20 protein-coding genes and 1 pseudogene are annotated in these 24,453 nt (G+C 60.2%); 10 read left to right on the forward strand and 11 right to left on the reverse strand.

Annotated features, from left to right (window positions below; translation table 11 throughout):
- The 4 genes from larC to B5G42_RS01365 all read right to left on the reverse strand — a co-directional run bounded on the left by larC (position 1) and on the right by B5G42_RS01365 (position 3,934).
- Positions 1–1,326, reverse strand: coding sequence for a nickel pincer cofactor biosynthesis protein LarC (gene larC, locus B5G42_RS01350; RefSeq protein WP_087265943.1), 1,326 nt, complete (start codon positions 1,324–1,326; stop codon positions 1–3).
- Positions 1,323–2,081 (reverse strand): nickel pincer cofactor biosynthesis protein LarB, encoded by a 759-nt coding sequence (gene larB, locus B5G42_RS01355; RefSeq protein ID WP_087188815.1) that lies wholly within the window; start codon positions 2,079–2,081, stop codon positions 1,323–1,325. The genes larC and larB overlap by 4 nt, the downstream gene beginning before the upstream one ends.
- Before the next feature lie 4 nt (positions 2,082–2,085).
- A complete protein-coding gene (gene larE, locus B5G42_RS01360) occupies positions 2,086–2,829 on the reverse strand; it encodes an ATP-dependent sacrificial sulfur transferase LarE (RefSeq protein ID WP_087265945.1) in 744 nt (247 codons plus the stop codon).
- A gap of 220 nt (positions 2,830–3,049) precedes the next feature.
- Complete coding sequence (locus tag B5G42_RS01365) at positions 3,050–3,934, reverse strand: LysR family transcriptional regulator (protein ID WP_087188817.1); 885 nt, start codon at positions 3,932–3,934, stop codon at positions 3,050–3,052.
- Between the two features lie 127 nt (positions 3,935–4,061).
- Between B5G42_RS01365 and B5G42_RS01370 the strand changes: the two genes are divergently transcribed.
- Entirely contained in the window at positions 4,062–6,632 is a 2,571-nt protein-coding gene (locus B5G42_RS01370; protein WP_087265946.1) for an FAD-dependent oxidoreductase, read from the forward strand.
- A gap of 256 nt (positions 6,633–6,888) precedes the next feature.
- On the opposite strand, the gene lysS is transcribed toward B5G42_RS01370, so the two are convergent.
- The 3 genes from lysS to B5G42_RS01385 form a co-directional block, all read right to left on the reverse strand.
- Positions 6,889–8,838 (reverse strand): lysine--tRNA ligase, encoded by a 1,950-nt coding sequence (gene lysS / locus B5G42_RS01375; RefSeq protein ID WP_087265948.1) that lies wholly within the window; start codon positions 8,836–8,838, stop codon positions 6,889–6,891.
- 12 nt (positions 8,839–8,850) lie between these two features.
- Positions 8,851–9,324, reverse strand: a complete 474-nt coding sequence (greA, locus tag B5G42_RS01380) for a transcription elongation factor GreA (RefSeq protein ID WP_087265950.1) — start codon at positions 9,322–9,324, stop codon at positions 8,851–8,853.
- A gap of 130 nt (positions 9,325–9,454) precedes the next feature.
- Positions 9,455–10,180, reverse strand: a complete 726-nt coding sequence (locus B5G42_RS01385; protein WP_087265952.1) for a hypothetical protein — start codon at positions 10,178–10,180, stop codon at positions 9,455–9,457.
- Between the two features lie 191 nt (positions 10,181–10,371).
- Here B5G42_RS01385 and B5G42_RS01390 point away from each other — a divergent pair, with 191 nt between their 5' ends.
- The 4 genes from B5G42_RS01390 to B5G42_RS01405 all read left to right on the forward strand — a co-directional run bounded on the left by B5G42_RS01390 (position 10,372) and on the right by B5G42_RS01405 (position 16,060).
- Positions 10,372–11,934 carry an alkaline phosphatase gene (locus tag B5G42_RS01390; protein WP_087265955.1) on the forward strand — a complete coding sequence of 521 codons (1,563 nt, stop codon included), beginning with the start codon at positions 10,372–10,374 and terminating at the stop codon, positions 11,932–11,934.
- 95 nt (positions 11,935–12,029) lie between these two features.
- The gene (locus tag B5G42_RS01395; protein WP_087265957.1) at positions 12,030–13,193 is read left to right on the forward strand and encodes a YibE/F family protein; all 1,164 of its coding nucleotides are present in this window, start codon (positions 12,030–12,032) and stop codon (positions 13,191–13,193) included.
- A gap of 87 nt (positions 13,194–13,280) precedes the next feature.
- Entirely contained in the window at positions 13,281–14,963 is a 1,683-nt protein-coding gene (locus B5G42_RS01400; protein ID WP_087265960.1) for a glutamine--tRNA ligase/YqeY domain fusion protein, read from the forward strand.
- 65 nt (positions 14,964–15,028) lie between these two features.
- Positions 15,029–16,060 carry a threonine aldolase family protein gene (locus B5G42_RS01405; RefSeq protein WP_087265961.1) on the forward strand — a complete coding sequence of 344 codons (1,032 nt, stop codon included), beginning with the start codon at positions 15,029–15,031 and terminating at the stop codon, positions 16,058–16,060.
- 62 nt (positions 16,061–16,122) lie between these two features.
- On the opposite strand, the gene B5G42_RS01410 is transcribed toward B5G42_RS01405, so the two are convergent.
- Entirely contained in the window at positions 16,123–16,908 is a 786-nt protein-coding gene (locus tag B5G42_RS01410; RefSeq protein ID WP_087265963.1) for a hypothetical protein, read from the reverse strand.
- Between the two features lie 201 nt (positions 16,909–17,109).
- Between B5G42_RS01410 and B5G42_RS01415 the strand changes: the two genes are divergently transcribed.
- From B5G42_RS01415 to B5G42_RS01430, 4 genes are all read left to right on the forward strand, one after another.
- Positions 17,110–17,424, forward strand: coding sequence for a hypothetical protein (locus B5G42_RS01415; protein WP_087265964.1), 315 nt, complete (start codon positions 17,110–17,112; stop codon positions 17,422–17,424).
- A gap of 148 nt (positions 17,425–17,572) precedes the next feature.
- Positions 17,573–19,294 carry a zinc ribbon domain-containing protein gene (locus B5G42_RS01420; protein ID WP_087265966.1) on the forward strand — a complete coding sequence of 574 codons (1,722 nt, stop codon included), beginning with the start codon at positions 17,573–17,575 and terminating at the stop codon, positions 19,292–19,294.
- Positions 19,284–19,946, forward strand: coding sequence for an ABC transporter ATP-binding protein (locus tag B5G42_RS01425; protein WP_087265968.1), 663 nt, complete (start codon positions 19,284–19,286; stop codon positions 19,944–19,946). Before B5G42_RS01420 ends, B5G42_RS01425 begins: the two co-directional genes overlap by 11 nt.
- Entirely contained in the window at positions 19,934–22,279 is a 2,346-nt protein-coding gene (locus B5G42_RS01430; RefSeq protein ID WP_162611024.1) for an ABC transporter permease, read from the forward strand. Before B5G42_RS01425 ends, B5G42_RS01430 begins: the two co-directional genes overlap by 13 nt.
- A 67-nt stretch (positions 22,280–22,346) precedes the next feature.
- On the opposite strand, the gene B5G42_RS01435 is transcribed toward B5G42_RS01430, so the two are convergent.
- The 3 genes and pseudogenes from B5G42_RS01435 to B5G42_RS01445 all read right to left on the reverse strand — a co-directional run.
- Positions 22,347–22,571, reverse strand: a complete 225-nt coding sequence (locus B5G42_RS01435) for a hypothetical protein (RefSeq protein WP_087265972.1) — start codon at positions 22,569–22,571, stop codon at positions 22,347–22,349.
- Positions 22,556–22,867 carry a NifU family protein gene (locus B5G42_RS01440; protein ID WP_242961094.1) on the reverse strand — a complete coding sequence of 104 codons (312 nt, stop codon included), beginning with the start codon at positions 22,865–22,867 and terminating at the stop codon, positions 22,556–22,558. Before B5G42_RS01440 ends, B5G42_RS01435 begins: the two co-directional genes overlap by 16 nt.
- 6 nt (positions 22,868–22,873) lie before the next feature.
- Positions 22,874–23,341, reverse strand: a pseudogene (locus tag B5G42_RS01445) (4-hydroxyphenylacetate 3-hydroxylase C-terminal domain-containing protein); the annotation flags it as partial.
- 158 nt (positions 23,342–23,499) lie between these two features.
- On the opposite strand from B5G42_RS01445, the gene B5G42_RS01450 reads away from it, so the two are divergent.
- Entirely contained in the window at positions 23,500–24,393 is an 894-nt protein-coding gene (locus B5G42_RS01450; RefSeq protein ID WP_087265975.1) for a DUF3991 and toprim domain-containing protein, read from the forward strand.
- Positions 24,394–24,453: the final 60 nt, after the last annotated feature.

The raw sequence follows: 24,453 nt of genomic DNA on the forward strand, positions 1-24,453 counted from the left end.
TTACAGGCCCTTTTTCACTGCTTCCAGCACCGCCGCCAGGGGCAGGCCGTTTTCGCGGGCAAGGGCGGCGGCATCCTCATACTCCGGCTTGGCATGGGAGATGCCGAAGCCCTCCGCCGTCTTGACCCGGACAGCCCCCCAGGGGGTATCCACCGTCTTACTGCCGGGAGTGAGGAAATACTTCTCGCACCGGCGGACCCGCAGGCCGTTGGTAGTGGTGTGGCGCAGGACAGCCTGAGCCAGTTCCCGCTCTTTGCCTGCATCGCACAGCACGGTGAGCACATGGCCGGGACGGCCCTTCTTCATGGTACCGGGAACGGAATACACATCCAAAGCACCTGCCGCCAGCAGCTGCTCCCCGGCAAAGGCCAGGGCCTCGCCGGTCATATCGTCGATGTTGCATACCAGCTCTACGATCTCGCCGTTGCCGCCCTCCTGGCTCTCACCCCAAAAGGCCCGGACACAGTTTGCCTGCTCAAACTGGCGGGTACCCACACCGTAGCCCACCTTTTCCACATTGAGTACCGGCATGGAGCCGAAGGACTGGGCAAAATGGGTCAGCAGAGCGGCCCCGGTGGGGGTACACAGCTCGCCTTTGATCTCGCCGCCGTAGGTGGGCACACCGGAGAGCAGGGCAGCGGTGGCGGGGGCAGGCACCGGCATGATACCGTGAGCACATTTTACCGTGCCGCTGCCCACATGGATGGGGGACACCACGATCTTGTCAGGCTTCAGCAGATAGAGGGCATAGCACACGCCGGCCACATCGGCCACCGCGTCCAGAGCACCCACCTCATGGTAGTGGACATCGCCTACCGGACAACCGTGGGCCTTGGCCTCCGCCTGGGCGATGGCGTCATACACCGCCTTGGCGTGGGTCTTGACTTCCTCCGGCAGGGGCAGATGGTCGATCAGGTGGGCAATGTGGCCGGGGGTGGCGTGGTGATGGTGGTGGTGCTCATGGTCATGGTCATGGTCGTGATGGTGGTCATGATCGTGCTCATGATGATGCTCATGCTCGTGGTCGTGGCAATGATCATGGTCGTGATGATGCTCATGCTCGTGCTCATGGTCATGGTCATGGTCATGATCGTGCTCGTGATGATGGAGGTGCTCGTCCTCTTCCTCGCCGTGGACGGTAACCTTCATATGGGTGCCGCTGATGCCGCTAGTGACGGCGGAGGCCGCCTCCAGATGAACGCCAGGCAGACCCAGACTGTTCATGGTATTCAGGAAGCTCTCCTTGTCCTCCAGCAGTTCGTACAGAGCGGACATGAGCATATCCCCCGCCGCACCCATATTACATTCAATATATAAGGTTTTCATTTTAATCCCTCCATCTGATTGATCATGCTGGCCAGATAGCCCGCGCCGAAGCCGTTATCGATATTGACCACGCTGCACCCGGAGGCACAGGAGTTAAGCATGGCCAGCAGGGCGGACAGGCCGCCAAAGCTGGCGCCGTAGCCCACGCTGGTGGGCACCGCCACCACCGGGCAGTCCACCAGGCCGCCCACCACGGAGGCCAGGGCCCCCTCCATGCCCGCCACCGCGATAACGCACCGGGCGCTCATCATGACGTCCAGGTTGGACAGCAGCCGGTGGAGTCCCGCTACGCCCACGTCATACAGCCGGGTAACCTTGTTGCCCATTACCTCGGCGGTGAGGGCGGCCTCCTCTGCCACCGGCATATCGCTGGTACCACCGGTGGCCACCACGATGTGTCCCAGCTCCTGCCGGGGGCCGGGGAAGGCAATACCCAGCTTGGGGATGGGACGGTAGTCCAGAGGGACCGACTGCTCCACGAAGCGGGCAGCTTCCTCCCCCATGCGGGTGATAAGGATATTTTTACAGCCCCGCTCCCCCATGGCGGCGGCAATCCCGGCAATCTGCTCCGGGGTCTTGCCCGCACCGTAGATCACTTCCGCCGCGCCCTGGCGCACCGAGCGGTGGAAGTCCACCTTGGCGTACCCCAGGTCCTCAAAGGGCTTGGTTTTCAGTTCCAACAGGGCGTCCTCCGGACTGGTATTTCCCGCCGAAACCGCCCGCAGCAGCTCCAGAATGTCATGCTTGTTATCCATTTGCTTACCTCCCCTTCAGATCCAACAGGACGGCGGAGAAATCCACCTCCAGCGCCTTGGCAATGGTATCATGCAGCTGAACGGCTCTCTCCATCTGTGCCTCCGGCAGCTGGATGCGGGCGGCGTCCCCCATCAGCCGCACCCGGAAGTCGGTGAAGCCCAGCTTGAAGAAGGCGTCCTCTCCCCGCTCCACCTTCTCCAGAGCCTCCCGGGTAATGGCGGTGCCGGTGGGCACCCGGGTAGCCAGGCAGGCGTAGGCCGGCTTGTCCCAGGTAAACAGCCCCGCCTCTTTGGACATCTGCCGCACCTGATCCTTGGTGATGCCGCACTCCCGCAGGGGGGAGCGCACCTCCAGCTCCCGCAGGGCCTGCATTCCCGGCCGGTCCCCGGCGTCATCCGAGGCGTTGGTGCCGTCCAGCAACACGGTATAGCCGTCCTCTGCCGCCCGCTTCCACAGGGTGGTAAACAGGGCCTTCTTGCAGTAGTAGCACCGCCGGGGTCCGTTGACCGCCGCCTCAGGCACCGCCAACACGTCGGCCTCCACCACCGTCATGGGTACCTCCAGCTCCTTCGCCAGCTTTTGGGCGTCGGCCAGCTCAAAGGCGGGCTGAAAAACGGTGTTGACGTAATAGGCCCGCACGTCACAGCCGTAGGTCTTGGCCGCCCACAGCAGCAGGGCGGAGTCTGTCCCGCCGGAAAAGGCCAGTGCCGCCCGGGGGACCTCCTTGAAAAACTGTTCCAGCGTCATATCCGCGCTCCTTTGCAAAAAAAGAAGGTATCCGCTCCCCTTGGGGGAACGGATACCTTCCTAGTATCCTTACATAAAAGGTCAAATCATGCACCAGGCTCGTTTCTGCGTGTGTCCCGACTCTGGTCGGGTGCTCCGGCTTCCTGCCGGAATATTGGCCGCACTTTCTGGTACCGGTATAGTTTACCATACCAAGGCATTCATTGCAAGCATTTTTTGATCATTCTGCCCCTTCTTCCAGGTCAGACGGGGTCAGCTCACCCAGCACCTCCCTCACCAACGGGAAGATATGGGTCCCTTTCAGGTAAACCAGGCTGAATTCCCGGGTTTCATCCAGGCAATCCAGGTGGAAAAAGGCCAGTTCCGGCTGACCTGCCGCCACCGGCTCATAGGCAAAGGTGATACCGCACCCTTCCGCCACAAACCGGGTAATGAGGGAAAACTGGTTGGCGCAAATTACCCGGGAAAACAGATCCAGGGAATAACCACGCTCGGCCAGCACATTCTCCAGAATACCCCGGGTCCCCGATCCCTCCTCCCGTACTACCAGGCACTGGCCTTCCAGTGCCGTCAGTGGAATTGTACGGCCGGCAAAGGGATGGTCCCTCCGACATAAACCTACAAATTTGGACCGGCGAAACAGGCGGCTGCCGAACCGACTTCGGTCGAAGGCCCCCTCGATGAGGGCAAAATCCAGCTGTTCATGCTCCAGCTGTCCCAGCAGGGCGGCAGTATTATCCACGGAGATTTTCAGATTGCTGTCAGAATGGCAGATATACCGGCTCAGGGCCTCGGCCACCACAAATTCTCCGATGGTTTTTGTAGTTCCGATCCGTATCTCCCGGACCTTTGTCTCCACCAGCTCCTGCTGGAGGCGCTGCTCATTGTAAAGAGCCGTACGAGCGTACTCCGCTACCCGCTGGGCCTGAGGGGTAGCATGAAGCTGTCGGCCATCATATACAAACAGCTTGCAGCCGTACTTATCCTCCAGACCCCGGATCTGCTGGCTTACCGCCGGCTGGCTCATGCACAGCTTCTCCCCTGTTTTCCGGTAATTCATGGTCTCGTACAAAGTCAGAAAGGTCCGGATGCGATAGTCCACCATGGTCCGTCACCCCTATAATTTTTTTCGATCAATCAATAAGTTTTAAAAACTTTATTTTATTATACTGGGGTGCTATACTGATTACAAGCGTGACACAAAAATTTGTCAATAAGGACGGGGAACAAAGATGCGTATTCTGGTCATTGGCGGCGTGGCCGCCGGTACGAAGGCCGCTGCTAAAATCAAGCGGGAGGACCGCAGCGCGGAAGTCATCATTCTGAATAAAGGTCAGGACATCTCCTACGCCGGCTGCGGCCTGCCCTACTATGTAGGCGGCGCCATCGGCAGCCGTGAGGAACTGATCGTCAACACTCCCCAGAAATATGCCGGACTCACCGGCGCTCAGGTGATCACCGGCTGCGAGGTCACCCATGTTGACCCCGCCGCCAGGACGGTAAGCGGTCTGCGGGACGGCCAGAATTTTACCGAGCACTACGACAAGCTGATCGTTGCCACCGGCGCTGCTCCTGTGGTGCCCGATATGCCTGGCAAGAATCTGCCCGGCGTGTTCCCCATGCGCACCCCCGACGACGCGGTGGGCCTGCGGGACTATGTGGCCACCAACAACTGCCGCCGGGCCGTGGTGGCGGGCGCCGGCTTCATCGGCCTGGAGATTGCCGAGAACCTGCTCTCCCAGGGCCTGGACGTGACTGTGGTGGATTTTGCCGACCAGATCATGCCCAACGCCTTTGACCCCGAGATGGCCGACTTTGCCCGCCGGAAGCTGAAAGACGCCGGCATTCGCGTGATTACCGGCCAGCGCATCCAGTCCGTTACCGGCGTTGACAAGGCCACCGGCATCGTCACCGACGGCGACGCCATTGCTGCTGACGTGGTAGTGCTTGCCATCGGTGTGCGCCCCGCCACCGACTTCCTGAAGGACACCGGTATTGAGCTCTTCAAGGGTACCGTGGTGGTAGACAAGGAGATGCGCACCAACCTGCCCGACATCTACGCCGCCGGTGACTGCGCCATGGTGTACAACCGTCTCACCGGCAAGCCCCAGTGGTCGGCCATGGGCTCCACCGCCAACATCACCGCCCGTGCGCTGGCTAAGACCATCACCGGTACCGACACCCCCTACGGCGGCTGCCTGGGCACCGGCGTGGTGAAGCTGCTGCCGCAGCTCAACGCTGGACGCACTGGTCTCACCGAGGCTCAGGCCAAGGCCGAAGGCTTTGACCCCATCACTGTGGTGTGCGCCTGCGACGACAAGGCCCACTACTATCCCGGCGCTTCCAGCTTCCTCACCAAGCTAATTGCCGACCGCAACACCCGCAAACTGCTGGGTATCCAGGTCCTGGGTGCCGGCGCGGTGGACAAAATGGTGGATATTGCTGTTGTCGGTCTGTCTGCCGGTCTGACCATTGACGCCTTTAACGATCTGGATCTGGCCTATGCACCCCCCTTCTCCACCGCCATCCACCCCTTTGTTCAGGCCTGCTATGTGCTGGAAAACAAGCTGGCCGGAGTGCTGGAGTCCTTCACACCCGCCGAGTATCTGGCCGGCGCTGCCAAGGACTACAAGGTCATTGATGTGCTGCCTACCCCCTCCATCCCCGGCGCCCACTGGGTGGAGCTGGGCAAGGTCAACGGACCTCTGGAAGGCATCGATAAGGACGAAAAGCTGCTGCTGGTGTGCAACCGTGGCAAGCGTGGCTACTTCCTCCAGAGCAAGCTGAAGTTCTATGGCTACACCAACACCAAGGTTCTGGAAGGCGGCGTCACCTTCAATCAGGTGAAGGTCCCCCGTCCTGCCGGTGCTGCTCTGCCTCCCACCGAGGTCAAGCGCCTCAAGGGTCTGGGCTGCCTGTGGGATAAGCGTACCCCTGACTGCTTCAATGTCCGGGTCATTACCCGCAACGGCAAGCTGACCGGTGCCGAGCACGCCGCCGTGGCCGAGGCCGCCGAGAAGTTCGGCTCCGGCGAGGTCACCATGACCACCCGTCTGACCCTGGAGATCCAGGGTGTGCCCTACGAGAATGTGGAGCCCCTCATCGAGTTCCTCAGCGCCGCCGGTCTGGACGTGGGCGGCACCGGCTCCAAGGTACGTCCGGTGGTTTCCTGCAAGGGTACTACCTGCCAGTATGGTTTGATCGACACCTTCGCTCTCAGCGAGAAGCTCCACGAGCTGTTCTACAAGGGTTACCACGATGTGTCCCTCCCCCACAAGTTCAAGATTGCCGTAGGCGGCTGTCCCAACAACTGCGTCAAGCCCGACCTGAACGACCTGGGCATCATCGGCCAGCGCCTGCCTGAGCCCGATCTGAACAAGTGTAAGGGCTGTAAGGTGTGTCAGGTCGAGAAGGCCTGCCCCATCCACGCCGTGTCCATGAAGGACGGCAAGGCCGTCATTGATACCAGCGAATGCAACCACTGCGGCCGCTGCCTGGAGAAGTGCCCCTTTGGCGCCTACACCGAAAGCACCTACGGCTACAAGATCTATCTGGGCGGCCGCTGGGGCAAGAAGGTTGCCGCCGGCCGGCCCATGTCCAAGATCTTCACCAGCGAGGAGGAGGTCATCGCCCTGGTGGAAAAGGCCATTCTCTTCTTCCGGGATGAGGGCCAGACTGGTGAGCGTTTCTCCGACACCATCGCCCGCCTGGGCTTCGACTATGTGGAGGATAAGCTGCTCCACGGCTCCATTGACAAGGATACTATCATGAACAAGACGGTAATCGGCGGCGCCAGCTGCTAATTGCCACTCTTACAAGGGCCTGTTGCAAAATAGCTGTTTTGCACAAGCCTGTCATTGCGAGCCAGTGCGCACACTGGCGTGGCAATCCGTTTCCCCGGCAAAAGGGGCGGATTCCCACGAAAAACGGCCGCCCACCGGGCGGCCGTTTTTCTCGGAATGACGGGTCTTTGTACGAGCTGCGCATTTTGCAACAGGCCCTTCTGTTTCAGGCAAAAAAATGGGCTGCTGCAGGTTTGCAGCAGCCCATTTTTTACAATCAATAAAGCTTGGCGCCAGCGGGGATGTGGTCGTCCACCATCAGGCAGTGGAGCTTCTCCTGGCCCTCCTCATAGTGGATGGCGGAGATGATCATGCCGCAGGAGTCGATGCCCATCATCTTGCGGGCGGGCAGGTTGGTGATGGCAATCAGGGTCTTGCCCACCAGTTCCTCAGGCTCATAGGTGTCGTGGATACCGCTGAGGATCACGCGGTCGGTGCCGGTGCCGTCGTCCAGAACGAACTTCAGCAGCTTCTTGCTCTTGGGCACCGCGGTGCACTCCTTCACCTTGACGGCCCGGAAGTCGGACTTGGAGAAGGTGTCAAAGTCCACCTCGTCCTTGAACAGGGGCTCGATCTCCACCTTGGAGAAGTCGATGGGACCGGCCTCGGCGCGGGGCACGTCCACGGAAGCGGCGGGAGCAGCAGCGGCCTTAGGGGCCTCCACCTTGTCCAGTGGCTTCATGGTGGGGAACAGGATCACATCCCGGATAGAGTCGGAATTGGTGAGCATCATGACGCAGCGGTCGATGCCGATGCCCATGCCGCCCGTGGGGGGCAGGCCGTACTCCAGGGCGTTGATGAAGTCCTCGTCCATCATGCCGGCCTCGTCGTTGCCCATGTCCCGCAGGGCCAGCTCGTGCTCGAAGCGGCCCCGCTGGTCGATGGGGTCGTTGAGCTCGGAGAAGGCGTTGGCGAACTCACAGTGGTTGATGAACAGCTCGAAGCGCTCGGTGAGGCGGGGATCCTTGGGGGAGCGCTTGGTCAGCGGGGAGACCTCCACCGGGTACATGGTGATGAAGGTGGGCTGCACCAGCTTCTCCTCCACCCGCTGGTCAAAGGCCTCATACAGGGCGGTGCCCCAGGTGCGCTCGCAGCCCTCCATGTCGATGCCCTTGGCCTCCACGGCCTTGCAGGCCTCCTCGTCGTCGGAGATGGCGTCGAAGTCCACGCCCACGTACTGCTTGACCGCGTCGATCATGGTCAGGCGGGGCCAGCCGGGGGTCAGGTCGATGTCCACCCCCAGCCAGTTGACGTGATAGGACCCCAGGATCTCCTGGGCGGCGGTGGACAAGATGCCCTCGGCGATGTCCATCATGTCGTGGAAGTCGGCGTAGGCCTCGTAGAGCTCGATGGTGGTGAACTCCGGGTTGTGCTTGGGATCCATGCCCTCGTTGCGGAAGATGCGGCCGATCTCATACACCCGCTCGAAGCCGCCCACGGTGAGCCGCTTCAGGTTCAGCTCGGTGGCGATGCGCATATACATATCGATATCCAGGGTGTTGTGGTGGGTGATGAAGGGCCGGGCGGTGGCGCCGCCGGAGATGGTGTTCAGGACGGGGGTCTCCACCTCCAGGTAGTCCCGGTCGTCCAGATACTTGCGCACGTGCTTGATGAAGGCGGTGCGGATCTGGAAGGTGCGGCGCACGTCCTCGTTCATGATGAGGTCCACGTACCGCTGGCGGTAGCGCATCTCCTTGTCGGTCAGGCCGTGGAACTTCTCAGGCAGGGGCTGAAGGGACTTGGAGAGAAGGGTCACCTTGTGAGCCTTCACAGAAATCTCGCCCCGCTTGGTCTTGAAGACCTCGCCTTCCACACCCACGATATCGCCGATGTCAATCTTCTTGAACTTGGCGAAGGCCTCCTCGCCCAGCTCGTCGATACGGACATACAGCTGGATGCGGCCCTTACCGTCCTGCAGATCGCAGAACACAGCCTTGCCCATGCCCCGCTTGGACATGATGCGGCCGGCGATGGAGGTCTCGGTTCCCTCCAGGGCCTCGAAGTTCTCCTTGATGTCGGTGGAGTGGTGCTTCACCACATACTTGGTGATCTGGAAGGGGTCCTGGCCCGCCTCCTGCAGCTCCTTGAGCTTGGCGCGGCGGATCAGGCGCTGTTCGGACAGATTCTGCTCTTCGGGCTGATTGACGCTTCTCTCTTCAGTACTCATTGTTCTTGCTCCTTACTTTTGAATCTCTAGGATACGATACCTTAATACACCGGCGGGAGCTTCCACCTGGACCTCCTCGCCTACCGCACAGCCCAGAAGGGCTTTTCCGAAGGGAGAATCCTCGGAAATCCGGCCGTTCATGGGATCGGCCTCCTGAGAACCTACCACCTGATAGGTCTCCTCCTCGTCAAACTCCAGATCCAGCACCTTAACGGTGGAACCCAGACGGACGGAGTTGGGGTCGGTCTCATGCTCCTCAATAACCACATAGTTGGCCAGGATATTCTCCACCTCCGCAATGCGGGAGTAGAGCTTGCCCTGCTCGTTTTTGGCCTCGTCGTACTCGCTGTTCTCAGACAGATCGCCGAAGGAACGGGCTTCCTTGATCTGATCGGCCACCTCTTTTTCACGGACGGTCTTCAGATAATTCAGCTCCTGTTTCAATTCCTCCAGGCGCTCAGCGCTGAGTTTGAATTCTTTTGCCATGTCGATCGTGCACACCTTTCCTTGATTGCTTTTACTCTATCAGGATGGAGCCGATATGGGCTCCCGCAAATTCAGAACGGAAACACTCCGCCACGTTAATACGATATTATATGTAGTTTACCACCTCCTGTCAAGTCAATAATTTGGTATTAGGTGGCAGAACATTGAGCTGCTCCTGACCGATCCGCCCCTCCTCCCACAGCAGGGCCAACAGGGGGAGCCGGTCCAGCCCGGCGGGCAGCATTTCTCCCCTGACAGCGGGCAAAAAGCCTGCCAGATCAGGTGTGGGACCACAGAGGCGAAACACAGTCTCCCCTGCCGCTGGAGACGGTCCGAAGCACAGGGCCACATCGGCCTCCACCCCGTCCGGCGGGCGCACCGCGGCCCCAAACTCCGCTCTCAACCAGGCAGCCAGCTCTTCCCCCTCCTCCCCGGCGTCCACCACTAAATCCCGTACCTGCGGACACAGCTGTTCTGCCGCCCGGAAGAGGGCCGGACTTACCCCCGTCCCGGACAGCAGCACCGCCGCCTGCTCCGGCCGCCGGTCCTGGCAACGCAGGGCCGCCAATGCCAGCGCAGGGGCCAGCATCTGACAAAAGGCCTCTGTCTCCACCGAACGCAATCCCGCCTCCTCCAGCGCCTCCCAGCAGGGAAATTCCGCCTGAGTCAGCACCCGGCGCACCCCCCTCCGGACCAGCTCTCTGGCTCCCCGGGCCACCCGCCGCAGCCTGGTCCCCTCCCTCATCCCCTCCCGCACCGGCACTGTGGCCCGCTGACAGGGCAGCCCCAGCAGCCAATCCCGTTCCACCCGGACTCTGCGGCCCTTTTCCGCCTTCCATTCCATGATTCCCACCATAGTGTCACCTCGCCTACAGCCTATGCTTTTTCCTTTCTGGTATGCCGCTCTACTTTTCCGGCTCTTTACAATGCCTTACCTTGATTTTGCACACCTTTACCGTAGGATGATAGCGCTTAATTTTTCCTTCGGGTATGATGCATATGTCTCTGGAGAGATTAAGATTGAACCCGATTTTGGAGGAATCAAACATGAATTGGAAGCGTCCCCTGGCAATTACCCTGGCCGCAGCGTCCTTTGGCACCGCTCTGGCCGCCTGCAGCGCCCCTGCTGCCTCTACCCCCGAAGCCAGCGCCACCCCCACGGTGGAGGCACAGAATCTGTCCAATCAGTCCGTTAAAGCCCCCAAGTATGTGTTTCTGTTCATCGGCGACGGCATGAGCTATCCCCAGATCCAGTCCACCGCCGACTACCTGGGCGCTCTGAATGACGCCGACTACTGGCAGGCCGAGCCCAGCCTGGACGACAACGGCGGCGCTACTCTGGACGGCCCCTCCTACCTGAACTTTATGAACTTTGAGGCTGCCGGTTCCGCTGTTACCTACGACTCCAACAGCTTCTGCCCCGACTCCGCCTCTACCGCAACCTCCATTTCCACCGGCCACAAAACCTATTCCGGCACCATCAACATGGATGAGACCGGCACCACCCCCTATGAGACCATCGCCGAGAAGGTCCACGACCAGCTGGGCATGAGCGTGGGCGTCATCTCCTCCGTCAACCTGAACCACGCCACTCCCGCCGCCTTCTATGCCCATCAGGCCAGCCGCAACGACTACTACGAGATCGGCCTGGAGCTGGTGGATTCCGGCTTTGAGTACTTCGCCGGCGGCGGTCTCCTCAAGCCCACCGGCGCCGACGAGGACCAGGAGGACCTGTACGCCCTGGCCGAGCAGGCCGGCTACAATGTGGTCAAGACCCAGGCCGAGGCCGAGCAGGTCACCGAGGGTCCTGTGATCATTGTTGACGAGCATCTGGCCGACGGCGACGCCATGGCCTACGAGCTGGACCGCACCGACGATATGTGGTCCCTGGCCGACCACGTCTCCAAGGGCATCGAGGTGCTGGAGCAGGATGAGGACGGCTTCTTCATGATGTGCGAAGGCGGCAAGATCGACTGGGCCTGCCACGCCAACGACGCCGCCTCCTCCATTCACGATACCAAGGCTCTGGCTGACGCGGTGCAGGTAGCCATCGACTTCGCCTCCGAGCATCCCGAGGAGACCCTGATCCTGGTCACCGGCGACCACGAGACCGGCGGTCTGACCATCGGCTTTGCCGGCACCGACTACGACACCTACCTGAACCTGCTGGAGTCCCAGAAGATCTCCTTCGCCAAGTATGACAGCGACTATGTTGCCGCCTACAAGGAGAACAAAACCTCCTTTGAGGACGTGCTGGCCGACATCGAGACCCTGTTTGGACTGAAGACCCAGGGCGAGGAGGGCGACAAGCTGGTACTTACCCCCTACGAGCTGTCCCAGATCAAGACCGCCTATGAGAAGAGCATCAACGAGACTGCCACCGGCATGGATGAGCAGCAGGAGTATGTGATGTACGGCACCTACGAGCCCCTCACCGTCACCATCACCCACATCCTGAACAACAAGTCCGGTGTGTCCTTCACCTCCTACAGCCACACCGGCCTGCCCGTGGCCGTGCTGGCTCACGGTGTCAACGCCGAACAGTTCAACGGCTACTACGACAACACCGAGATCTTCAACAAGCTGGCCGGTATGCTGAACGTGCAGTAACTTCCTCTTCCCTTCCCACCCCTGTTTACAGACAGCAAAAAGGGTGCGGCTCATGCCGCATCCTTTTTGCCCATACGAAAGGACCGATCCGTTTCATGACATCCCTTCTCCTGGATTCCAACAAGCGCCGCTACTACGCGCCCCTTGCCATCTGTCTGGCTCTGATCCTCTTTCTGATTCTGATCCCCACCGGCTTTGAGGGAGCCCTGCAATATCAGCAGGCCGACCGCTGCACCGCCCTGGTAACAGCGGTGGACGACTCCGCCATCATCGACACCGGCCTGGTCCGCTCCGGTGAGCAGCGCTGCACCCTGGAGCTGTTGGGCGGCCGCTTCAAGGGCCAGACTGCCACCGGCGTCAATATGCTCAACGGCTCTCTGGAGCAGGACAAGCTCTTTGCCCCCGGCGACAAGGCCATGGTTGTGGTAAGCTACCAGGGGGACGAGATCATCTCGGTGACCATGACCGACCACTATCGCATCGGCAAGGAGGCCATCCTGGCCGGCATCTTCGCCGTGTTCCTCATTCTCTTTGCCGGACGCACCGGCGTGCGGGCCATCGCCTCCTTCGTGCTGACGGTGCTCATGCTGTGGAAGGTGCTGGTCCCCCTCTACCTCAACGGTTGGAATCCCATCTTTATGGGCCTGCTGGTAACCCTGGTGCTTACCCTGCTCATCATCGCCCTGGTCTACGGCTTTGACCGCCGGTGTCTGTCCGCTGTATCCGGCGCCTTTCTGGGTGTGCTGGTGACCTGCGTACTGGGCATTCTGTTTACCGACCTGTTCCAGATCCACGGCGCAGTGATGGCCTACTCGGAAAGCCTGCTCTATGCCGGATATCAGGATCTGAACCTGACCCAGATCTTTATGGCCTCCATCTTTATCGGCTCCTCCGGCGCGGTGATGGATCTGAGCGTGGATATTACCTCCGCCGTCCACGAGGTTGTGGAAAAGCGGCCCGACATCTCCCGCTGGGAGGCAGTGCGCTCCGGCATGAATGTGGGCCGGGCCGCCATGGGCACCATGACCACCACCCTGCTGCTGGCCTATTCCGGCGGCTACATCGCCCTGCTGATGGTCTTTATGGCCCAGGGCACCCCCATCTGGAACATCCTTAACTATAAATATGTGGCCTCCGAGATCGTCCACACCATCGTTGGCTCCTTTGGTCTGGTCTCGGTGGCTCCCTTTACCGCCCTCACCAGCGGTTTCCTGCTGGCTGGCCGTAAAAAACAGATGTCCCTTGAGGAGGCGGAATAACCCGCCTCCTTTTTTGTTGAGCTCTTGCTTTTTTTCCAGTTCCGGGGTAAAATATTGGTTCGTATTAAGATAAAGGAGTGAAACCAAATGCCAGAAGAGCTGAACCCCACCATGACGCAGAACTTCATCCATGATTTCATCGACGAGGACATCGCCCAGGGTGGTCAGTTCCAAGGCATGACCGTCCACACCCGGTTCCCCCCGGAGCCCAACGGCTACCTGCACATCGGCCATGCCAAGGCAATTTTTGTAGACTTCGGCACTGCCGAAAAGTACGGCGGTCTTTGCAACCTCCGCATGGATGACACCAACCCCACCAAGGAGGACGTGGAGTATGTGGAGGCCATCCAGGAGGACATCCACTGGCTGGGCTACGACTGGGGCGACCGCTTCTACTTCGCCTCCGACTACTTTGACAAGATGTATGAGTATGCCGTGGAGCTCATCAAGAAGGGTCTGGCCTATGTGTGCGAGCTCACCCCCGAGCAGTTCAAGGAATACCGCGGCGATGTGAACACCCCCGCCCGCTCTCCTTACCGGGATCGTCCTATCGAGGAGTCCCTGGACCTGTTTGCCCGGATGCGGGCCGGCGAGTTTGAGAACGGTCGCATGACCCTGCGCGCCAAGATCGATCTGGCCAGCGGCAACTTCAATATGCGCGACCCCGTCATCTACCGCATCAACCATATGCACCATCACCGTCAGGGGGACAAGTGGTGCATCTACCCCATGTACGACTTTGCCCATCCTCTGGAGGACGCCCTGGAGGGGATCACCCACTCCCTGTGCTCCCTGGAGTTTGAGGATCACCGGCCCCTGTACGACTGGGTCATCGCCAACTGCGACGTGCCCGCCAAGCCCCGGCAGATCGAGTTCGCCCGACTGGGCATCAACTACACCGTCATGAGCAAGCGCAAGCTGCGCCAGCTGGTGGAGGAGGGCCGGGTGTCCGGCTGGGACGATCCCCGTATGCCCACCCTGTGCGGTCTGCGCCGCCGTGGCTACACCCCCCGGGCCATCCGCAACTTCTCCGAGCGCAACGGCGTGAGCAAGGCCGCCTCCACCGTGGAGTATGCCTTCCTGGAGCACTGCCTGCGGGAGGACCTGAACCTGACGGCTCAGCGTGTGATGGCGGTGCTGCGCCCTGTCAAGCTCACCATCACCAACTATCCCGAGGGCCAGAGCGAGACCTTCTCCGTGGAGAACAATCCCAACGATCCTGCCGCCGGCAGCCGTGAGATCACCTTCTCCCGCAACCTGTATGTGGAGGCCGAGGACTTCCTGGAGACCCCGGTGCCCAAGTACAAGCGTCTCTATCCCGACGGCCCCGAGTGCCGTCTGAAGGGTGCCTACCTCATCAAGTGCACCGGCTGCGCCAAGGATGAAAACGGCAATGTCACCGAGATCTTTGCCACCTACGATCCCGACAGCAAGGGCGGCGATCCCGCCGACGGCCGCAAGGTGAAGGGCGCCACCATCCACTGGGTGGACGCTGCCACTGCCGTGGACGCCGAGGTGCGTCTGTACGACAACCTGTTCACCGATGCCGATCCCGATGCCGGCGACAAGAACTTCCTGGACTGCCTCAATCCCGGCTCCCTGGAGGTGCTGACCGGCGCCAAGGTGGAGGCCGGTCTGGCCAACGTGGAGGCTCCCGCCTCCTTCCAGTTCCTGCGCCAGGGCTATTTCTGCGCCGACAACAAGGACTCCAAGCCCGGCCATCTGGTGTTCAACCGTTCTGTGAGCCTGAAAGACAGCTTTAAATTTTAAAGTGTAATTTGAGACGGCCCGGCGGGACTGATGTACCCCGGGCCGCCTGTATGGAGGTCATAGACATGAAATACTGGTTCCGCAACGACTATTCCTTTGGCGCCCATCCCAAGGTGCTGGAGGCGGTGTGCGCCGCCAACCTGGAGGGCAACATCGGCTACGGCGACGACAAGTACAGCGCCAGGGCCAAAGACCGCATCCGCCAGGTATGCGGCTGCCCCGACGCCATGGTAGAGTTTGTTGTGGGCGGTACCCAGGCCAACGTGCTGGCCTGCGCCTTTCTGCTCAAGCCCTGGCAGGCGGCCATCTGCCCCGACTCCGGCCATCTGAACGGCCACGAGGTGGGCGCTTTTGAGGCCACCGGCCACAAGATTCTCACCGTTCCCGCCTCTCCCGACGGTAAGATCGTCCCCGAGCAGCTGATCCCCCTGCTGAAGCTCCACCAGGACGTGCACCTGACCGAGCCCGGTCTGGTGTATATCTCCAACGCCACCGAGAATGGCGCTGTATACACCAAGGCAGAGCTCACCGCGCTGTACACCTTCTGCCGTGAGAATGGTTTGTTCCTCTTTATCGACGGCGCCCGTCTGGGCTGCGCCCTGTCCTCCGATGCCAACGACCTGACCCTGCCTGAGTTTGCCCACCTGTGCGACGCCTTCTACATCGGCGGCACCAAGAACGGCACCATGTTCGGCGAGGCCCTGGTCATCACCCGGCCTGAGCTGACCAAGGGCTTCTTCCGGATGAAGAAGCGTATGCTGGCTGTTATGGAAAAGGGCTGGATTCAGGGTGCCCAGTTCCTGGCCCTCTTTGAGGATGATCTGTATTTCAAGATGGGCCGTCAGGCCAACGAGATGGCCGCCCGCCTCCAGAAGGGCCTGAAGGCCAAAGGCTGGAAGCTGTGGGTGGAGTCCCCCACCAACCAGGTGCTCGTCATTGCTCCCAATGACAAAAAGCCGGTGCTGGATGAGGTATGCCAGTATGAGGACTGGTGTCCCTACGATGAGGACCACACCGTGGTCCGCTTTGTGTGCTGCTTCCACACCACCGAGGCCGACGTGGACGGGTTCCTCTCCGTTCTGCCCGACCTCAAGTAAAATTTGCTCTGAAAGCGCCTGTGGCCTCTTGGCCACAGGCGTTTTTTACGGGGTGGTACAGTTTACCAGCCACCCATTTCTACGGTTTCAAAGTTCTCTCTGGCCAAATAACAATAGTAGTGGACAACTCCACTGGTAGCACTGGGCCCCTGTATCCAGTCCATATGATCCTCGATCACGCCTACCGTACCGGCCAATCCACTTCCCACCTCAGGCGCCAGAGCACAGACCTGATAAGTCCATCCGTATCCAAATTTCTCCTGCATTGCTCTTCCCCAATACATGGTGAAGCTGGTCAGGCTGCCTGCCATGAGCAAATCATCACCCGCGTAGGGCACAATCTCAACGTCCAGACCTTCCTTCACATAAAATACATAGACCGCGCTCCAGGTTACCCGGTGGGCTCCTGTTTCCCAATCTACCACTTCTGCCAATTCACTTACCTTGCAGGGGTACCCATCCGCCGTATAGGCAGCCACACCTGTAATGATATCCTCTTTTATCGCGTTCTGGATGGTATAGCGCTTTCCGTCCACCAAAAAGCCAGGTACCAAATCCCGCGCCAATTCTCCTTCTTGATCATAGAAGCGGATTACATAGGGGTAATATCCAGGGATGGGCTCCAGGATGGAAGGTAGCTGATCTACGTCCACAGGGCCCGTCTCCAGCAGGCCATCCAGAGACTCCTCTTCCGTCATAATTTCTTCAAGTATCTGATACCCTTGGTCATCCGTCTGGTAAAAGGCCTCCTCACACCATTCCATGACTCGATTACCACCAGAAGAGCAGGCTGTAGCCGTACAGGCAATGCTCAGCACCATTAGAATCATAACCACTCTCTTTTTCATTTTCTTTCCTCCTGTCGTTCGGTCCATCTCGCGATGTCAATAGTAAGAGCCACCAACATGGCCTCTGGTTTTATACCAGGCAAAAAAATTTTTTCATTTTTGTCTGTCTGTTCATGATCGCAGCTCTCTGCTACAATAGAACTGAAACAAGAATACCGTCGATCTTATCAAATCAATTCTAACCGGAAGGACGTAGCCAATATGAATGGATCTTGGAACCATGATTTTGAACTGGATGACGCAGATGAAACCGAACTGCTGGAGGCATCCACCGGCTTTTCCATTCTGGAAGATGAGCCGGACAACAGCGAGACGCTGCGGGTCCTGGAGCGGCAAATCAGCACACTGCAGGTACAGCTGGACAATCTGGAGGATGATCTGGCCCGGCTGACGGAGGAGCCCGCCGGTAACAGTTCCCAGGAGACACTGATTCTTCGTCTGAGAGACCAAGCGGACCGTTTGGCCGCCCGCATCGATGAACTGGAAGCCCAGGCAGATACACTGTCAGAATCATAATCAAATCACCACCTACCTTTTATGGAACAATTTGTAACTTCCTGTTGACTTCTGTTTCTGCTGACCGTACAATCGTGATGTGTGGATACAAGAGGAAATATCCATTGCGCAGCAGAACTGCTGCCATCTTATCGAGGGAGGAAGAACCATGAAAAATTGTCTCAACTGCGGCCATCCGCTGCACAACGGGGCCGCCTTTTGCCAAAACTGCGGTACCCCGGTTCCTCAGGACCCCGCCCCCGCCAACACCCCCGCCTTTTGCAGAAACTGCGGCGAGCGGCTCACCCAGGATACAAAATTCTGCGTCAACTGCGGCACTCCCGTAGAGCAGGCATCTGCTGTATCTCAGGAACCCCAGCCTGAGGCTAAAGCTGCCCCCGCCGCCCGCCGTCCCAAAGGGAAAATAATCGCCGGCGCCATTGCCGCTGTAGTCGTGGTGGCTGCGGGTATTCTGGTGATCCCCCGGCTCTTTTCCGCTCCGTCCAAGCAATTCGTCTCTTATCAGCAGGACCTGTTTGCTGATCGCGCGCTTGGTATGCTGGAGGAAGGCGTGGACACCATCGGCAGCGGCGCGTTCTCTTCCGATCTGACGATCACCGCCATCACGGACAGCGCAGAGATCAACCAGTACCTGGAGGACTCCTCCGTCAGCCTGAAGGTGGATCTGGACCGGGACACCTTACTGGCCAACGGAGAGTTCACCCTGATGGGCAGCCCCATCCTCACAGGCCTGCTGTCTTATGACAAAGGAACTCTGGGCTTTTATCTGCCCGAGATCCAGGATACCTATTACACCATGGATCTCTCCCAAACTGTGGAGGCCCTCACCGGTCAGGACGTAGACCTGAGTGCGCTGGCTCTGCCTGAGATTTCGGGCAAGGAGTGGCGTTCTCTGCTGGAGTCCTATCTGGATGTTGTCTATACCGTAGTAAACGAAGAAAATGTGACTGTGGAGGATGGCGTATCCTTTACCCTGCCTCAGCTGGGCGGCTCCATGACGGGTACCCGCTACACCTTCCAGCCCCGGGCAGAGGATGTGGAGGCCATGCTGCTCAAGCTGGCCCAGACCCTCCGGGAGGACGAAACCCTGCGACAGCTGATCCTGAAGCTCATCAACCCTGATATGCTGACCGCCGCCTTTGGTTACGATGTTTTCAGCGGCTATGACCTGGAGGAGGAGCTGGACAATGCCCTGCTCTCTCTGGCGGATGAGCTGGAATACAGCGCCGCCGATGCAGGCCGCGAGGTGGAGGAGTCCGGCTTTACCTGGGAGCTCTATGTGGAGGGCAACCAGGTCCGTATGATCCGTCTGTATACCGACTATTCCGATACCACTCTGGTCTATGAGTCCCAGGGCGCGGAGTCCGACCGGCGGCAGGAGGCCTTCTATGTAGAGGCCTATGGTGAGCCCCAGTTCCTGCTGACTCACTCCTACACCAAAAACGGCAGCGTTTCCGATGGCATCATCAGCCTTACCCAGCCTTACGGCGGCTCTCTGGAAATGCGGTACGATATGGATTCGGAGAAAAAATCTCCTCTGGGCATCCCCCAGGGCTCCTATCAAGTATACTCGGATATGCTGCCTGTGAACCTGACGCTGGATGTAACCCAGGGACAGGACAACAGCGTGGACCATACCCTCCAAATCCAGGGTGATTCCTATGTGTTTGACGGTGCGTTCAGCTCTCTGGAGATCAACATCAATACCACCGATGGTTCTTCCGTCAAAGCCCCCGATGTGCCTCCCTACGACATCAGTGACTTCACCTATGAGGACTACTATGAGCTGTTCCAGGAACTGGGTATGGCTGTGGAGCAGGATCTGATCCGCAATCTGGAGCCGCTGCTGGATACTTCCTATGGATGGTAACGCGGTTTTATGTACCCTGCGGCAGGTGGAAAAGCGCTACTCCCGCCATGCCGCCCCTGTGCTGGGTCCCATTTCCCTAACCCTGCCCCAAGGGGAGGTATTGGGCGTCCGTGGCTCCAACGGCGCGGGCAAGAGCACCCTGCTGTCCATCCTGGCCGGGGTACTGCGGCCTGACGCCGGAGAATACCATCTGGCTCCGGAGGCCGTGGGCAAGGTGGCCTATGTGCCCCAGGAGCTCTCCCTTTACCACACCCTTACTGGGTTGGATAACCTGCGGTTCTGGGGGCGGGCCTGCGGCCTGCCCCGGCAGGCCATCTCTATCCGCAGCCGCTGGCTGTTGGAGCAGTTGGACCTGACCGACAAGGGAAAGCAGCCGGTCTCCGCCTACTCCGGCGGGATGCAGCGTCGCCTCCATCTGGCCAGCGCTTTGATGATCACACCTAAGGTGCTGCTGCTGGACGAACCTACCGTAGGCGCGGACGCCCGCTCGGTGGAGCTTATCCTGTCCATGGTGGAGCACCTGCGGGACATGGGCTGTGCCATCGCCATCATCTCCCACCAGCCCGGCGAGCTGGAGCGGGTATGCAGCCGGATCCTCACCCTGGAAGCCGGCCGGCCTGTCCCGGAGGAGGGAAACCCATGTCCGGACTGAAAGCCGCCCTCTGTAAAGACCTGAAGCTGTTTTTCAGCGGCGCCGGGGTGGCCGCCCTACTGCTGCCTTTCCTGCTGCTGGCGGCCTTCCGGATCGGGCTGGGCGATCTCACCACCCAGAGTTATGTGCAGCCTTTTCCCATTGCGGTACGGGATGAGGACGATACCATCATGTCCCGTTCCCTCATCGCCCAGATGAAGCGCATCGAGCTGTTCTCCGATGTGGCCGTTCTGGAGGAGGAAACCAGTGACGCCCAGGCTCTGGACCAGGGTGCGGCGGCGGTTATCACCATCCCCAAGGACTTTTTCTACGATCTGTACACCATGACCGACTGCCCAGTCTCCATCGTCCTCAACGGAGATATGCAGCTGGAGTCCACCCTGATCTACTCCATCTTCGGCTCTGTGATGGACATCATTCGGGGCAATCAGGTGGCCTACACAGCCGTATATCAACTGTGCTACGGCGACCTGGACAATGAGCAGCAGTGGGCCCTCTACCAGGAATCCTCCGTCAATCTGCTTCATGACGCCCTGGGCCGCCAGAATGTTTTTGAAAATGAGGCAGTCCAGGCCGACCTTCAAGGAGCGCTGGAGCGGCGGCTGACCGCCTGCGTGCTGTCTGTACTGGCCCTCTTCTTCTCCATTGCCGCTGTCAAAACCCTACCCGAGGAGTTGGGATTGGGTATTCTCCCCCGCTACAGGGCTTTGGGCGGTTCTACGGGAGCCTTTGTACTGTCCAAATTCCTGGTGGCCTATCTGCTGACCCTGCCCACCCAGATTCTGATGCTGGCAGTCTTTCAGCCGGAACACCCCATTTTGTTTCTAGGCCTTGCCCTTCTCCTACTGGCTTCCGCCTTCGGGATTCTGCTGGGGCTGGCCACATGGCTGGGCAATCCCGCCTCGGTCCAGCGGTGGGGCAATCTGCTGCTCTTTCTCTCCCTGGTACTGGGGGGCACCCTCTGGTCCCGTCAGCTTCTCCCCATGCCCCTGCCTCTGCTGGGTAAATTCACCCTGCCCTACTACGCCGGACTAGGACTGGAGGCTGCCGCCTACGGTCTGCCGCCAGTGAAGCTGTTGGGTCTGCTCTGGCCCATTCTGGCCATGGGAGGCGCCGGCCTTCTGTTCGCCCTGTTCATGCTGCACCGCAACAAGAGGAGCAAATCCGCCCGCACCACCCACGGCAACCCTGCCAAACCCACAGCTGTCCCCGCCCTGCTTCCCTTCCCAGCCCGGCTGGCCAGCCTGTCCGGCATCAAGCTCACCGCCATGTCCGGCGGTCTGCGGGGACTGGTTGCTCTGCTGGCAGTGGCGCTGCTGTGCGGGATGGCCGCCTCCTCCGTTCAGTCTGGTGGCAGGCAGCAGCTGTGCCTAGCGGTCTATGACCAGGATCAAAGCGCTATGTCCCAGGAGCTGGTCCAGCGTCTGGGACAGCATGCCGAGCTCTCGGTACGCAGCTGCGGCAAAGAGGAGGGGCTTCACCTGCTCCTGCTGGGAGAGGTGGAAGGTCTGCTCACAATTGGAGAGGGCTATAGCCAGTCTTTGACCACTGAGGAGCAAATCCCCCTCCGCTATGAGGGCGCTTCGGCGTCCGTCTCCCTCCAGGGCGCCCGGGAGATCATCGCCGGGCAGGTCTCCCTCCAGCGCAGCCGGGCCCAGGCCGGCGGCAACGCGGAGGCTCATCTGGGGCGGGCCCTTTCCGCCCAGGAATCTGCTCAGCTCCAGACCCTGATGGATGAGGCCGAAGCCTCCATGCCGCCTCTCTACCAGATGCAGATGCAAAACGGTGCCTCCGCTCCCCTGCCCTTCGTCCCCAGCCAGATCAGCTTTACAGCGCTGATGGTTCTGTTTACTTTGCTGACCTCGGCGGCCTGGACCGGAGGCCGGGACGGCCGTCTGGTGGAGCGTCGGATGTGGTCCCTCCCCTTTGGCCGGGTGCTGTCCTACGGCAGCGACTGTCTGGCCCTGGTAGGGCTGGGGCTTCTGGTTTCCCTGTGCATTCTGCTCTTCGGCGGCTGTACCGACCTATGGACCGCCGCGGCCACCCTGGCCTACACCCTGTGCGTCTCCGCCCTGGCCCTGATGCTCATCCGGTTCACCAATACCGATGGGCGGGTGGACGGACTGGCCCCCTTCCTGGCTCTGATCCTCTGCCTGCTGGGTGGGTGCTTTATGGACCTGTCCCAACTCTCCCCCGCCCTGCGGACCGTCTCCCTGCTGACCCCGCCTGGCCTGGCTCTGGAGGCCTCCCGGGGCACCTGGCCCGCTTTGCTGGCCCTGCTGTGCGCTGCGGCGGTCCTCTTCATTATCGGCCTTCGTCCACGCAGAAAATAGCAACCAGCCTACAAAAGAAAGCCTGTAACCACAATGGTTACAGGCTTTCTTTTGTTTGATTGGAATTTCAGGGATGGTCCTGCCACAGGCTGCGGATCTCCCGTCCTGTCAGCCCTGTCAAATCCGCGCATTGGGCGGAGCAGCCGCATACCACCAGCAGCTGGTCGTAGCAGACTCCGGGGATCGCCCGCTCAAAGGTATCCTCCGGCTGCTCCCTCTGAATGCGCTCCACCAGGGCCACCCGGTCATACCGGGGATTGCAGCCGCCGCAGTATTTTACTCCGATCTGCACGGACGCTCCCCCCGCAGAATGGCTTTGGCCTGGTCCAGCAGCTCCTGGCTCACGCCTCCCACCAGCACCACATCCTTCAGCTCAGGAATGGATTCCAGCAGAGCGGAGCGGATCAGGTTTTCCGTGGTCAGCATGGCAGAGGGGCAGCCGGCGCACTGGCCGGTGAGCTGGAAGCGGTAAACTCCGTCCTTGCAGTCCAGGCTGCGGATATTGCCGCCGTGAAGGGCCAGGTTGGGGCGCACCTTATCCTCCAAAACCTCTTCGATCCGGTCCAGGATCTCACTGTACTCAGACACGTTTCCTCACTCCTTGACATGGGCGATCTTCTTAGCCAGTTCCTTCTTCATGGGCAGGTTGCCCTGGCGGGCGATCATAATGCGCTGGGCCTGGGGAGAACCGGCGCCGTGGAGGGACTCGGTTCGGTAACCCACGGCGGCGGTACCCAGGGTCAGGTTCTCAATGAGGCGCAGGATGCGGAAGCGGTTCTCCACCGACACGCCGGGGGCCGCCTTGAAGTACTTTTCCACATAGGGCCCCAGCTTGGGGTCCTTCAGATCGGCCTCGGCGGGGGCGGTGACCACCACGCCGCCGGCAATGTCCTCAGCCAGCCGGGCGATCTCATAGGGGAAGCGGGTCACGTTCTGCTTGCACACGTTGGCCAGCAGCAGGTCGATGATGTAGTTACCGCTGGCGGTGGCGTGGCCCTCAGCGGAGCAGGCAATGCCGCAGCAGTACAGGGTCTCGTTCAGGTGGGTCATCTCAATAAGCTTATGTGGAGCGGCCACCCAGGAAGAGAACAACCAAGTAAATCAGGATCCCAGAACCGCCCGGAGCGCCCGACAGGGACGTTCCGGGCGGTCTGTTTCACAAGAGAACCGGAGGTAAGAAAACGTCGGAACAGAGAGCCAATCGTTTCACAGAACAGGAGTTGGAGATTGCCCGTGGGACGGACCTGCCGGACCTGCTGGCGTCTCTCGGCTACACCGTGACGCGGATAGGCCGCTACTACTCCACCAAGGAGATGGACAGCCTGCGGATCAAGAACCGCCGCACCTGGTATCGCTACTCCGAGAGAGTGGGCGGGGATGCCATCACCTTCCTACAGCATTTTTGCGGCAGAAGTTTCCCGGAGGCGGTGGAGGATCTGCTGGCATTCCACGGCCGCGCCAGGGACGCCCCCGCGGAGCGGAGCAGGCAAACTGAGCAGGCGCCGGAACCGCCGAAACCGTTTGCATTGCCGCCCAGGCACACCGATGCCCGCCGAGTGTACGCCTACCTGAAAAAGCGCGGGGTTTCTCCCCAGATTATTCGGAGTTTTATTTCCGCAGGACTGCTGTATGAGGACTCCGAGCATCACAACTGCGTGTTCGTAGGGTATGACAGGGACGGCAAGGCTGCCTTCGCCAGCCTGCGGGGCACCTACGACCGGGACGGCAGCGGTTTCAAGGGCGACGCCGCCGGCAGCGACAAATCCATCGGTTTCCGACTGCCGTATGCCCCGGACAGCAGGAGCGTGTATGTGTTCGAGGCACCTATCGACCTCATGAGTTACTGCACTTTGCACCGGGAGTTCCACAGCAATGCACTTGCCCTGTGCTGCCTGGATGACCGCGCCCTGTCGGTGTTTCTTCGGGAGCATCCCACAGTGCGGAAGGTTGTCCTGTGCCTGGATCACGACCGCCCCGGCCAGGAGGCCGCGGAGCGCATGGGCCGGAAATACGCGGCGGAGGGATATGTCGTGCAGACGCTGTCCCCTCCCTCCCGGAAGGACTGGAACGCCTATCTGACCTTTGTGCAGCAGTTCCGGGAAAGGGGGCGGTGACCAAGTAAACGAAAATAAAAACCTGAACCAGCAATTTCTACACAAAAGGAGGAAAGAACG

Source organism: Flavonifractor sp. An91 (genome assembly GCF_002159225.1).
Taxonomy (GTDB): Bacteria; Bacillota; Clostridia; order Oscillospirales; family Oscillospiraceae; genus Flavonifractor; species Flavonifractor avicola.